Genomic DNA, 13127 nt, shown 5'->3' with positions numbered 1-13127 from the left:
CTTCGAGAAGGTAAAGAATGCGGAAAGCTGTCAAAAAGAGGCAAACCAACGAAATCAGGCGACAGGATCTGATCCTTGCGACGCTGAATTCAATAGTCAAACATGGCTATCTGAATTCGACGATCAACACGATCAGTGAGGAATCTGGTTTTTCACGTGGATTGATAAACCACTATTTTGACAGCAAGGAAGATTTGCTGACCGCAGCACATCGCTATTACCTTCAAAATGGGGACGATTATTACCGGCACCTTGTATCATCGGTGAAGACTGGGAATTTCGATACGCTATACTTTGTTGCCTGTGGGCCATTTTTCCACGGACGCGGATATCAACAGGTTCATATTCACTACAACAGTGCCGCCTGGATTGTTCCGGAGATTATGGCATTACATCGCGAACTATGGGGCAAATACCGCGCGTTTCTCGGACGTCGGCTTGCCAAGGTCGCGGCAGAAAAGAATATGGAAATTGATGTCCGTCTGGCGGCCATCGCTCTTACGCAATTGGCGGACGGGCTATGGCACGGCTGGGTCATGGAAGAAGCCTATTCGGCCGAGGATTGCTGTATCATCATCCGCAAATGGCTGTGCGATCTGTTTGGCGAGAATCCCGCCGATCATCCGCTGCTGCCCGATTTCGATGTGGAGAATTTCCCGACGTCTGCACCTCTTACCAGTCATTCTGGAATGAGCGCTGCCACAGAGGATTGAGCCCGCTGGGCTGGCAGTGCCTTAAGGTTAAGAGGCAGAGGAATATGCTACAGGTGAGTACGAGCGTGGAGGAGGGCCGTATCAGCCCTACCCTGCGAGAGAATTTTGCGCGTCTTCTTGCGCCCCGCACCATGGCCTTCATTGGTGGTGGCCAGGTCGAGGCAACATTGAAAACCTTGCGTCAGCAGGATTATGCTGGCGATGTCTATGTGGTGAATCCCAAGCGCAGCGAAATTGCCGGATATAAATGCATTCCGTCGATTGCCGATCTGCCTGTTTCGCCTGATGCGATATTCCTGGCCGTCAATGCCGATGCGACCATCAACGCGTTGCGTGAACTGTCGGCCATGAAGGCGGGTGGTGTCGTTTGCTATGCTTCCGGCTTTTCCGAAATTGGCGCGGCGGGTTTTGAACGCAATCTGGCTTTTGTCGAAGCTGCAGGCGACATGGCGGTGGTCGGCCCGAACTGTTATGGCCTCGTCAATTACGTCAATCATGGCACGATCTGGCCAGCGCCTTACCCCAAATTGCTGAACAGTCGTGGCGCGGCGGTCATTTCCCAGAGTGGCAATGTCACCGGACATCTTGTCTCCAACGGGCGTTCGGTGCCCTATTCCTATCTGATCAGCGCGGGCAACCAAGCGGTTCTCGGCTTTGAGGACTATATTGATTACCTCATTGATGACCCGAACGTGACCTGTCTGGGTCTGTTTATGGAAGGCATACGTGATGTGACCGCGTTCTCGCAGGCCGCCTTGCGGGCGCGTGCCAAGTGCATTCCGATCATCGTCTGCCGTTCCGGGCGTTCAGAACTTGGTGCCGTGATGGCCGCCAGCCATACGAGTTCGCTGGCCGGGCAAAATGAATATTATGAGGCATTGTTTGCCCGTCTCGGCGTGATCGAGACCGATACTGTCCCGCAATTCCTCGAAATGATGAAGCTTGCTTCGATCGCAGCGCCGGTTGAGGGCGAGCGCGTCACTGTGTTTTCCAGCTCCGGCGGCGACAATGGCCTGGCTGCGGATTATTGTTCCTTTGCCGGCTTGCAACTTCCGCAGCCGAACCAGCAACAGAAAGATATCATCAAGCCGACACTGCCTGATTTCGGTCACGTGTCCAACCCGCTCGATTTCACTGCGGGCTATTGGGGCAGCGAAGAACTGCTGACACCCATGTTCACCACTATGCTGAACGGTGATTACGATGCCGCCATGCTGGTGATCGACTATCCGTCCGTCGGTTCGCCTTATAAGGATAAATCGGCGCATCAGGCTATGGACCGGGCTCTGGCTGCTGCTGGCAAGGCTGCTGGCAAGCCGGTATTCCACGCCTCGGTGAATACGGAAAGCATACCGCCAGAAGATGCCGAAGCGCTGATCGCGCAAGGGATCGTGCCTTTGAACGGTCTGCATGATGCTGCGCAGGTCGTCGCCAAATGGGCGAACTATTGCAAAATGATCCGGGGAGACAACCAGCAGGGCGATGTTGCATTGGTGCCCAAAGTCCCGTTTGCAGTCACGGTTTTGCCTGCAAACGGAACCACAGTAAATGAAGCAGAATCCAAGCGACGATTGAGCTTTTATGGATTAAGTGGGCCAGAAGGTGACATTTTGACCATTGAGTCAATCCGCGAGCTGCCGGAAACCTTCGATGCCCCGATGGTTCTGAAGGTTTTGCATGATCAGCTGGCGCATAAGACAGAAGTTGGCGGTGTTGCTCTCAACATTCGTAGCCGAACGGATGCCATCACCGCAGCCGAGCGCATGGTCGCATCGGTCAAACAGCACGATGCTTCAATCGAGCTCACGACATTTCTGATGGAACCGATGCAAGCGCCCCCACTTGCTGAACTGATCGTCGGCGTCAAACGCGACCCGCTATTCGGACTGGTTCTCGTCATCGGTGCGGGAGGTATTCTGGTGGAATTGTTGAAGGACGCCACGCCATTGCTGTTACCGGTCAGCCGTTCAGACGTTGAAAATGCACTGCGCGGGTTGAAAAGCTTTGCGCTCCTCGACGGATTTCGCGGCAAGCCAAAGGTGGGACTGGAGCCGGTCATCGATGCTATAATGGCGATCGCCGCTTATGCGGGTGATCACCGGCATAATCTGCTCGAACTCGATGTTAATCCGTTGATGCTGGGAACCGACAACGCCGTCGCTGTAGACGCCCTTATCATTGAGCATCGCTAGAATACTGACCGCTGTCTCGTATGGCGCCGATATTCACTCAAGACCGACAGGAAACATTATGAACAGACCGCATATCACTGGAGCGGAAGCGCTCGTCCATAGTCTTGTTGCCGCCAAGGTAGATACCTGCTTTGCCAATCCCGGCACGAGTGAAATGCATTTTGTCGCTGCGCTTGATCGGATCTCTGGTATCCGCTGTGTGCTGGGGTTGCAGGAGAATGTGGTGACCGGTATGGCTGATGGCTATTTCCGCGTCACGCAGCGCCCAGCGGTAACACTGCTGCATTGCGGTCCCGGTTATGCCAACGGCATTGCCAATATTCATAATGCCCGCCGTGCTGGCAGCGGTATGCTCAACATTGTCGGCGATCATGCAACGGATCATGTCGCGCATGACAGCCCGTTGACTGCAGACGTTGAAGCACTGGTAGGCGGTAGTTCTGAATGGCACCGCTTCGGCACAAAACCGGCATCGATCGGTGCCGATGCCATGGCTGGTCTGAAAGAGGCAGCTTTTGGTTATGGCCAAATCGCTTCGCTGGTCTTGCCCGCAGACGTGTCATGGAGCGAAGGCGGCGAAACGTCGGAACTTGAAAGCATTGAAGGGCCATCTCCAATTGACCCAGCTGTTGTGACGCACGTTGCCGAAGCCCTGAAATCTGGGCGCAAGGCTGTCATCATCCTTGGTAATCCGGCTGTGGTCGAAGAGTTACATCCCTTACTCAAGGGCATTGCCGACCAAACCGGTGCTGAACTGATGGGAAGTTCAACCATTTCCAACATGCCAAAGGGCAAAGGGCGGCTGGTGCTACCGGTCGTGCCTTATGTGGTAACGGAAGCGCTACAGTGTCTTGCCCCTTATGATCTGGTCGTGCTGGTCAATTGTCCGCCGCCAGTCGGCTTCTTCCGCTATCCAGGTCTGCCGAGCCTGCTGCATCGCGCCGACGCCGAGGTTTTGACTCTGACGACCGCTCATCAGGACGCGAAGGGCGCGTTGACTGCTTTGGCCACAGCGCTCGGGGCTCGTGAAAGCGACATCGCCATCCAGAATGGAGAGATCGAGGTGCCGGTGGATGGTCCGGTAACGCCGGATTCTCTGGCCCAGATTGTAGCGCGTCAGATCCCGGAAAACAGCCTCATCGTCAATGAGGCGCTGACCTCAGGAGGTGGCTTTGCCGCGGTCATGCCATTGGCTGCTCCATGTGATTGGCTGACCGTGACAGGCGGTGCAATCGGTGGAGGACTGCCCCTCGCAACAGGCGCTGCCATCGGGGCGGAAGCTGTTGGCGACAAGGGACGACGGGTCATCGCTTTGCAGGCTGACGGTTCCGCCGCCTATACGGTACAGGCATTGTGGACGCAGGCCCGTGAAAACTTGCCCGTCACCACATTGCTGCTCGACAATCGCTCCTACGCCATTTTGCTCGGAGAATATGCCAAGGTTGGTGCCGAACCCGGCCCGACAGCGCTCGACATGATGAGCTTGGTTCGACCGGAAATTGACTGGGTATCGATTGCACGGGGCTTTGGCGTCGAAGCGGTGACGGTGACCACCAATCGCGAGCTGGATTTAGCCTTGACCAAAGCTCTGGCCACGGATGGGCCGGTGCTCATTGATGTACGACTGGACTGAGATGACGTCATGCAAAATCTGATAGCAAAAGTCGCGGGTGCCGAGGCTACCGGAATAAGGAAAGTCGGGATCATCGGAGCGGGCGCCATGGGTGCGGGTATCGCAGCACAGTTTGCCGATGCCGGTGTTGCCGTTGAACTGTTAGATATTGCCCGCGGTGACAACCGTATCGAACCGGCGGAAACCGGGATTTCCCGCCAGCTTAAATCGGGCGGGTTCACGACGTCGGAAGCTGCAGCCCGAGTGCGCCCCGGCAATATTGACGATCATCTCGCCCGGTTGCAGGATGCCGACTGGGTCCTTGAGGCGGTGGTGGAAAAGCTCGACATTAAACGCGAGTTGTTCCGGAAAATCGCACCTTATCTGAAACCGTCGGCAATTCTTTCTTCGAACACCTCAACCATCCCGCGTCATGATCTGGTTGGTGATATGGAAAGCGGGCTCGCACGCCGTTTTGCCATTACACATTTCTTCAATCCGCCACGACTGATGCCTCTTCTCGAAGTTGTTGTCGACGATCAGGCTGATCATGACCTGCGCGATCGGTTGCATCAAGCGGCCAGAATATTGCTGGGCAAAACCCCGATTGATTGCCATGACACTCCGGGCTTCATTGCCAACCGTATCGGCTGTTTCTGGATAGCGGTGTCGGTCACGGAAGCTTGTCGTTTTGGACTGGATATCGAAACCGCCGACGCTGTGCAGACGGTACTGGGTGTTCCAAAGACCGGTGTTTTCGGGTTGCTCGATCTGATTGGTATTGACCTCGTGCCAACCATATGGGGTGGTTTGATGCAGGCGCTGCCGACAGATGATGGCTTGCAGGACTATAATCTGCTGGGCAATCCGCTCATCATTGAACTGCTGGCAAAAGGATCGTTTGGGCGCAAGGCGGGCGGCGGGTTCTACCACAAGACGGCCGATGGGCAGTTCGAAGTGCTCGATGCTGACAAAATGCTTTATCGCGCCACTCGCCCGGTGCAATTGCCTACGGAATTGCATGACCTGCTTAGCGAACAAGGTCCTGTCGGGAACTATGCACGTTCTGTGTTGCGCAAGCTGGTAAGCTATTGCGAGACGCATCTGTCCGAGATTGCATCGGACGCCGGCGCAATCGATACCGCCATGCAGCTTGGCTACTCCTGGCGCGAAGGGCCTTTTGCACTCACAGCCAAAGCCGCAGAAATCATCGATTGTTAAAGTGATTTGCCCCAGTTCTCATCAACTAGACAATAACGCGAAGTAAGCATTGACGGTAGCCATGCAGTTGGCCGCGATTGTGTCTGGTGCCAGTGGAATGGGGCAGAAAAAATTCAAAGGAGTAAGCAATGAAAGTCCTTGTCGCAGTGAAACGGGTTGTCGATTACAACGTTAAGATCCGTGTAAAGGGAGACGGTTCGGGCGTTGAGCTTGCGAACGTCAAGATGTCGATGAATCCGTTCGACGAGATCGCAGTTGAAGAAGCGATCCGACTGAAGGAAGCGGGCAAGGTGACGGAAATCATAGCGGTTTCGGTCGGTCCGGCTCAGGCACAGGAAACGCTGCGCACGGCGCTCGCCATGGGCGCCGATCGCGCGATCCTTGTGAAGAGCGATGAAACGGTTGAGCCGCTCGGTGTTGCCAAGGTGCTGAAGGGCGTGGTCGATGCGGAAAAGCCGGACCTCGTCTTCCTCGGCAAGCAGGCCATCGACGACGATTCGAACCAGACCGGCCAGATGCTGTCGGCGCTCCTCAACTGGAGCCAGGCAACTTTTGCCTCGAAGGTGGAACTGGGCGACGGTTCGGCCAAGGTGACGCGCGAAGTTGACGGCGGTCTCCAGACCATCGACGTCAAGCTCCCGGCTATCGTTACGGTCGATCTTCGTTTGAACCAGCCGCGCTACGCATCGCTGCCGAACATCATGAAAGCCAAGAAGAAGCCGCTCGACGAAAAGTCGCCTGCCGATTTCGGCGCCGACATTGCGCCGCGCCTCAAGGTCCTGAAGACCGAAGAGCCGGGTGGACGCAAGGCTGGCGTAAAGGTCGGTTCAGTCTCTGAACTGGTCGAGAAGCTCAAGGCCGACGGCGTACTTTAAAGAAATCGGAAGGGACGAAATAAATGGCTATTCTTCTTATTGCCGAACACGACAATGCAACCCTTTCGGACCAGACGGCCAAGGCGCTGACGGCAGCTGCCCAGATCGGCGGCGACGTGGATGTTCTGGTTGCAGGCAAGGGGGCGAAGGCTGCTGCTGATGCCGCCTCCAAGCTTAAGGGCATACGCAAGGTTCTGCTGGCTGAAAGCGATGCGCTGGAAAACCGTCTGGCCGAGCCGACGGCAGCACTCATCGTGGCACTGGCAGCCAATTATGACACGGTCATCGCACCGGCAACGACCTCGGCCAAGAACATCCTGCCGCGCGTTGCAGCGCTTCTCAATGTGATGCAGTTGTCCGAAATCATGGAAGTTGTGTCGGCGGATACGTTCAAGCGTCCGATCTATGCGGGCAATGCGATCCAGACCGTTCAGTCCACCGACGCCAAGAAGGTGATCACGGTGCGCACGGCCTCTTTCCAGGCAACGGGTGTCGGTGGTTCGGCTGCAGTTGAAAGCGTCAATGCAGCGGTCGATCCGGCGCTGTCGAGCTTCGTGGGCAACGCGCTCTCGGATTCGGACCGTCCAGAACTGACCTCGGCCAAGATCATCATCTCGGGTGGTCGTGCGCTTGGTTCGGCTGAAAAGTTCCAGGAAGTGATCCTGCCGGTTGCAGACAAACTCGGTGCGGCGGTCGGCGCCAGCCGTGCGGCTGTCGACGCGGGCTATGCGCCGAACGACTGGCAGGTCGGCCAGACGGGCAAGGTGGTTGCACCGGATCTCTACATCGCCGTCGGTATCTCCGGTGCGATCCAGCATCTGGCGGGCATGAAGGACTCACGCGTCATCGTCGCCATCAACAAGGACGAAGAAGCGCCGATCTTCCAGGTGGCTGATTATGGGCTGGTAGCTGATTTGTTCCAGGCTGTGCCTGAAATGGTTGACAAGGTTTGAGAAAGTCCATGATGAAACGTTCAGTGGTTATTGCTTCTGGGGTCCGCACGCCAATCGGTGATTTTGGTGGCTCTCTTGCAGGTATTCCTCCGTGTGAACTGGGAGCCGCAGTGGCTTGCGAAGCGATCGCGCGTGCCGGCATCAAACCCGATCAAGTCGAGCAAACCGTCTTCGGCAATGTTATCCATACCGGACCGGAGGATATGTATATTTCACGCGTCGTTGCGGTTCGTGCCGGTGTGCCACACACATCGCCTGCGTTGACTTTGAACCGCTTGTGCGGTTCGGGCCTCCAGGCTGTCGTTTCCGCCGCCGAGCAGATTCAGCTTGGCAAAGCGGATATCGTGCTTGCTGGCGGTGCAGAAAGCATGAGCCGTTCCGGCCATTTATTGACGCAGGCGCGTAGTGGTCAGAAGATGGGCGATGTAACCGCGATTGATATGATGGTGGGCGCTCTGACCGATCCCTTTGGTCATGGTCACATGGGCATGACCGCTGAGAATATTGCGGAACGGTCCGGCATAGATCGCGCACAACAGGATGCCTTCGCGGTTGAATCGCATCGCCGTGCGGCTGCCGCAATTGCGGATGGCCGCTTTAGAGGACAAATACAGCCAATTACCGTCAAGCAAGGCCGGGTAGAAAAGCTGTTTGATACTGATGAACATGTGCGCAGCAATGTTTCTCTTAAGGATATGGCCAAGCTGCGTCCTGCCTTTCGCAAGGATGGCACCGTAACGGCGGGCAATGCTTCGGGTCTCAATGATGGCGCGGCAGCTCTGGTCCTTATGGAGGAGACCGTCGCTAAGGCCCATGGCGTCAAGGCATTAGGCCGCATTATCGCAACCGGCCTAGGTGGTGTAGCTCCAGAGGTCATGGGTATTGGCCCTGTTCCAGCCAGCCGTCAGGCTTTGCAGTGGGCAGGGCTGAACGTAAACGATATGGATGTTATCGAATCCAACGAGGCATTTGCGGCACAGGCCTGTGCGGTTAGCGCGGAACTGGAGTTTCCGAAAGATAAGGTCAATCCGAATGGGGGCGCAGTGGCTCTCGGCCATCCGGTAGCGGCGTCGGGAGCGATCATCCTCATCAAACTCTGCTATGAACTGCAACGTATCGGTGGTCGATATGGGTTGGCAACTATGTGTATCGGTGGCGGGCAAGGTATTGCGATGGTGGTCGAGCGGGTCTAAAAAACGGGTCGGAAGCAAGGAGGCTTCTTCCCCCAACGACGATCAGTTCTGGTCTGAAAGCCATCCATGACAGAAAAACATTCTCATCGCGGGCTTGTTGTCGCCGCGATCATGGCAAGCATGGCCATGATCGCTGTCGAGGCAACGATTGTGTCGACCGCGATGCCCGCAGATCGCAGCGCAACTGGGCCAGCTCAATCTGTATTCCTGGGTTTTCTGGTCATTCCTTTTGACTCAGATAGCAACGACCGCGTTGTGTTTGGCAAACTCGCGGATATTTACGGGCGCAAGCCGGTTCTTATTTTTGGTATTGTTCTGTTCCTAGTCGCTTCAGTCCTTGCCGGCTTCGCTTGGTCGATGCCTACAATTACGGACGTCGGCTGAAGACGCTGCGAGGCCTCACGCCCTATGAATACATCTGCAAAGTCTGGGCAAACGAACCAGAACGGTTTACACTCAACCCGCACCATCAAATGCCGGGACTAAACACCTAAGATTGCGTGTCATCAGATGTTAGATCGGATGGCGCGCTGAATATCGAGGAAGTTGTTCGCTTTGAAATGTAACGCACGGGGCGGGTACCAACCGCAACGATAGGCTTTGATCGGTTTGGTGTACTCGAAAATGTGCTCAAATGTTTGTGCCAGTTTTGGAAGGCATTCGGGAAAGTCGCGCGACAACGCCTGTTCAACCACATCACAAATTGCTTCGACAGCACTTTGCGGAGATGAAGAGGTCTTCGCGGGCTCATGCCCTTCGCTCCTTCTGGCGCCTATGAGAACGTCGCACACGAGCTCGTTCGCTTCCCCGCACATTCCGATTCTGGCATCACCGGAAAGAAAACCGTCAGGGACGCCAAAACTGATGTCGTTACATTCATCATGATTCAACCTCTAACCCATATAGATGGAAATGATAATCGAGTCCTTTTGATCCAATTTGGCATGCATTTTCGGCCTATCCCGCGGAGGTATTTGAATACAATTTGATAAATCTGGATCCTAGCTCATTCTGATGTTTATCGACAATTATTAAAGATTATTGATGTTCTGTATAATTTAGAATTATTTACACGTATCAAATTATTGATTATTAGTATAATTGTATGTATTTGATAATGAATTATATACTGTTATATTCAATGACATAATTAAAAATTTTCGTTACAAGAATATAACTTAATAATAGCTCTAATTATAATAATCATAAAGAAATACATATACTATATTTATTTTGTTATTTGTAGACTGCCGGTTTCGGTTGACCATCTGCAGGTGTGTCGATATCAACTTTGCATATATTTTCAGTCAGGGAGATTCTGCAAGGATGGTAACACGTGGGAAATGTTTGGTAATGGGAGCATTTTTAGCGGTGGCAGCTGCATTTTCGGGGCCAGCGCTAGCGCAAGACACTACATGCGGCACAGATCGCACCATCGACATAGCAGAAATGACTTGGCCATCCGCTGCAGCTTTGGCGCATATCCATGCCATTATCCTTGAGAAGGGGTTTGGTTGTAAAGTGGAGGTTGTTACTGGCGATACCGTGCCAACGGCGTCATCCATGTTATCGCGTGGCAAGCCTGCCATAGCACCGGAGCTATGGACCAGTGTTATCAAGACCAATTGGGAAAAGGGCCTCCAGGATGGAAAGGTCGTTGATCTGGGCAATGCCATTGCAGACGGGACTGTGGAGGGTTGGTTCATTCCTCGTTATGTTCAGGAAGCTAATCCGGAATTGAAAAGCGCGAAGGATGTTATCGCTCGTCCGGACCTGTTTCCAGATCCAGAAGATTCCAGCAAGGGTCGCCTCTATTCCTGCCCACCGGGCTGGGCATGTGAACTTTCAACCACTGCGCTGTTTACGGCCTTTGATATGAAGAAGACATGGAACCTATTTTCGGCAGGCTCGGGCGGTGCTCTTGATGCATCGATCGCCCGTGCTTTCCTGCGTAAAGAGCCGATACTTTTCTATTACTGGGGCCCAACCGCTGTGCTCGGTAAATTTGATACGGTACAGCTCGATCTTGGAGAAGCTAAACCGGAGGTCTATGCTTGCAATACTGATCCAGATTGCACGAGCCCGCCGGCTGTGACGGCTTACCCTTCATCCCCGGCGGTCGTCGGTGCTGCTGCTTGGATAAAGAATGAGGCTCCGGTTCTCGCTGACTATTTCTCCAAGGTTGGGCTGACGAATGCTCAGATCAGCGAGCTTTTGGTTTTTGGCGATGAAAACAAGGCAGACGCGGCAGCTACGGCGCTCAATTTTCTGAAGAGCAAGTCTGACGTGTGGAAAAAATGGGTGCCCGCCGACGTGGCAGAAAAAGTAGAGGCAAGTCTCAACTAAACCTCGCTTGCCGTAGAACGTGCAAGGCCAACCAGTGCTGGGATCTCCAATACCGGACGATCCCAGCTTTAATAGAATAACTATTCAGATTGAAGTAGATGTTTCCTGATTTAATCGATACGAACCCTTGGCGACGTGCTGTAGATAATGGCCTGAACTGGGTGGTCGTTAATTGGGGGGAGGGCTTTGAAGCCGGTGCCCGCCCACTTTTACTCTTACTCAATGCGATCGAGAATCTTCTTTTGCTTACCCCTTGGTGGCTAATTATAATCATTCTGGTAGGTGTCGCCTGGTTCGCGACCCGACGTTGGCCGCTACCACTTGTGGTGTTAGTTTCCTTGTTTTTCTTAGGCATTATGGACCTTTGGCGGGACGCTATGGCGACAACTGCACTGATGCTTGCCGCGACGATCAGCGCGATAGTCATTTCGATACCTGTAGGTATCTGGATGTCGCGTTCTGTTTTGGTCCGTCAGTTCATAATGCCAGTTCTCGATTTGATGCAGACATTGCCGAGTTTCGTCTACCTCATTCCCACTGTGATGATATTTGGGCCAGGCAAGATACCAGCTCTGATTGCGACAATTGTTTACGCTTCTCCACCTCTTGCTCGTCTGACGGATCTGGGGCTGCGTTCAGTCGACCCTTCGGTTATGGAGGCAAGCAGGGCGTTTGGAGCAACGCCTATGCAACGACTTTTTGGTGTCCAAATACCGTTAGCACTTCCCACAATTCTGGCGGGTGTCAATCAGACAACGATGATGGCGTTGGCAATGGTGGTCATTGCCTCAATGATTGGAGCAGGTGGCCTTGGCTACCAGGTATTGCAGGGAATCGGGCGGCTTGAAATCAGTCGAGGATTATTTGCAGGATTGGGTATCGTCGCTCTCGCTGTCATATTCGATCGCATAACCCAAGCTTTCGGACGACGGCTGCAAATCAGCATTGGAGTGAGGGAGACCCACCTATGAACCAGGAAGCTGAGACAGATATGGCGATCCGGATCAAGGATGTCACGAAGATTTTTGGTGACGATCCGCGAGAGGCCCTAAAACTTCTGAAGGAAGGAAAATCAAAGATCGAGGTGCATGCTGAGACTGGTCATGTGATAGGTCTCGATAATGTATCTCTAGATATTGCAAAGGGACAGATTTTTGTCGTGATGGGCCTTTCGGGCTCTGGGAAATCGACACTTATACGTCACGTTAACCGCCTGATAGATCCCACTGCAGGGGAAATATTCGTCAATGGCGATGATGTCCTGTCGATGGACCAGTACGAACTTAGACGGTTTCGGCGCAAAACGGTTACTATGGTGTTTCAGAAGTTTGGACTTTTGCCACATAGGTCCGTGATCGATAATGTCGCTTACGGACTACAAGTGCGTGGCATCGGTAAACAACAGAGGCTTGAAGAGGCAGACAAGTGGATTGAAACGGTTGGGTTAGGTGGTTACCAAAATGCAAGACCGCGTCAGTTGTCGGGCGGACAGCAACAGCGGGTAGGTCTTGCCCGAGCGCTTGCAATGAATACCGACATTATCCTGATGGATGAAGCATTCTCCGCCCTCGACCCCCTGATCCGATCAGGCATGCAAGATGAGCTGATCAGTCTCCAAAAAACACTGAACAAGACAATCTTGTTTATCACACATGATTTTGATGAAGCACTAAAGATCGGGGATCGCATTGCGGTTTTGAAGGATGGTTCTGTCCAGCAAGTTGGGAAGCCTGAAGAAATTGTACTTAAACCTGCCAATGAGCATATCGAGGATTTCGTCCGCGAAGTGAACAAGGCGCGTGCAATCCATGTCCGAGCCATCATGGCCCCCTCTATCAATGAACCTTGCGACCATTTTGTTGCTGCGGATACGCGGTGTGAAGATGTCTTGCCGTTGTTTGCACAGTATGATCGGATCGGGATTACTGATGAAAAGGGAAAACAGATTGGGCGGATCACCGTAAATCAGGTGATTAGGGCTTTGGCGCGATATTCATCCACCGTTAGCTGAGGGATTGGGCG

General features: G+C 53.7%; 11 protein-coding genes and 2 pseudogenes. 12 read left to right on the top strand and 1 reads right to left on the bottom strand.

Annotated elements, in window-relative coordinates; all coding sequences use genetic code 11:
- The first annotated feature begins 17 nt into the window (after nucleotides 1-17).
- From CQZ93_RS24600 to CQZ93_RS24560, 9 genes and pseudogenes are all read left to right on the top strand, one after another.
- Complete coding sequence (locus CQZ93_RS24600) at nucleotides 18-713, top strand: TetR/AcrR family transcriptional regulator (RefSeq protein ID WP_105545098.1); 696 nt, start codon at nucleotides 18-20, stop codon at nucleotides 711-713.
- Nucleotides 714-757: 44 nt separating this feature from the next.
- Entirely contained in the window at nucleotides 758-2905 is a 2148-nt protein-coding gene (locus tag CQZ93_RS24595) for an acetate--CoA ligase family protein (protein ID WP_105545097.1), read from the top strand.
- A 58-nt stretch (nucleotides 2906-2963) separates the two neighbouring features.
- Entirely contained in the window at nucleotides 2964-4538 is a 1575-nt protein-coding gene (locus CQZ93_RS24590) for an acetolactate synthase large subunit (RefSeq protein ID WP_105545096.1), read from the top strand.
- Between the two features lie 9 nt (nucleotides 4539-4547).
- The gene (locus tag CQZ93_RS24585; RefSeq protein ID WP_105545095.1) at nucleotides 4548-5738 is read left to right on the top strand and encodes a 3-hydroxyacyl-CoA dehydrogenase family protein; all 1191 of its coding nucleotides are present in this window, start codon (nucleotides 4548-4550) and stop codon (nucleotides 5736-5738) included.
- A gap of 128 nt (nucleotides 5739-5866) precedes the next feature.
- Complete coding sequence (locus tag CQZ93_RS24580; protein ID WP_105545094.1) at nucleotides 5867-6613, top strand: electron transfer flavoprotein subunit beta/FixA family protein; 747 nt, start codon at nucleotides 5867-5869, stop codon at nucleotides 6611-6613.
- 23 nt (nucleotides 6614-6636) lie between these two features.
- Complete coding sequence (locus tag CQZ93_RS24575) at nucleotides 6637-7566, top strand: electron transfer flavoprotein subunit alpha/FixB family protein (RefSeq protein ID WP_105545093.1); 930 nt, start codon at nucleotides 6637-6639, stop codon at nucleotides 7564-7566.
- Between the two features lie 11 nt (nucleotides 7567-7577).
- Nucleotides 7578-8759: a beta-ketothiolase BktB gene (gene bktB, locus CQZ93_RS24570; RefSeq protein WP_105545303.1), complete on the top strand. Its 1182-nt coding sequence runs from the start codon at nucleotides 7578-7580 to the stop codon at nucleotides 8757-8759.
- Between the two features lie 66 nt (nucleotides 8760-8825).
- Nucleotides 8826-9128: pseudogene (locus tag CQZ93_RS24565) on the top strand (MFS transporter); the annotation flags it as partial.
- Nucleotides 9113-9253, top strand: a pseudogene (locus tag CQZ93_RS24560) (IS481 family transposase); the annotation flags it as partial. The pseudogenes CQZ93_RS24565 and CQZ93_RS24560, both read left to right, overlap by 16 nt.
- Nucleotides 9254-9265: 12 nt before the next feature.
- Here the strand turns inward: CQZ93_RS24560 and CQZ93_RS26480 are convergent.
- A complete protein-coding gene (locus CQZ93_RS26480; RefSeq protein ID WP_146114485.1) occupies nucleotides 9266-9649 on the bottom strand; it encodes a M55 family metallopeptidase in 384 nt (127 codons plus the stop codon).
- 436 nt (nucleotides 9650-10085) lie between these two features.
- On the opposite strand from CQZ93_RS26480, the gene CQZ93_RS24550 reads away from it, so the two are divergent.
- The 3 genes from CQZ93_RS24550 to CQZ93_RS24540 all read left to right on the top strand — a co-directional run bounded on the left by CQZ93_RS24550 (nucleotide 10086) and on the right by CQZ93_RS24540 (nucleotide 13116).
- The gene (locus CQZ93_RS24550; protein WP_286154258.1) at nucleotides 10086-11105 is read left to right on the top strand and encodes a glycine betaine ABC transporter substrate-binding protein; all 1020 of its coding nucleotides are present in this window, start codon (nucleotides 10086-10088) and stop codon (nucleotides 11103-11105) included.
- A 98-nt stretch (nucleotides 11106-11203) separates the two neighbouring features.
- The gene (locus tag CQZ93_RS24545) at nucleotides 11204-12076 is read left to right on the top strand and encodes an ABC transporter permease (RefSeq protein ID WP_105545090.1); all 873 of its coding nucleotides are present in this window, start codon (nucleotides 11204-11206) and stop codon (nucleotides 12074-12076) included.
- Nucleotides 12073-13116 carry a quaternary amine ABC transporter ATP-binding protein gene (locus CQZ93_RS24540; RefSeq protein ID WP_286154257.1) on the top strand — a complete coding sequence of 348 codons (1044 nt, stop codon included), beginning with the start codon at nucleotides 12073-12075 and terminating at the stop codon, nucleotides 13114-13116. Before CQZ93_RS24545 ends, CQZ93_RS24540 begins: the two co-directional genes overlap by 4 nt.
- Nucleotides 13117-13127 lie beyond the last annotated feature (11 nt).

The organism is Ochrobactrum vermis, assembly GCF_002975205.1.
GTDB classification, from domain to species: Bacteria; Pseudomonadota; Alphaproteobacteria; order Rhizobiales; family Rhizobiaceae; genus Brucella; species Brucella vermis.
Note: the sequence above shows the minus strand (reverse complement) of the source record. Positions and strands in the feature narration are given on the sequence as shown.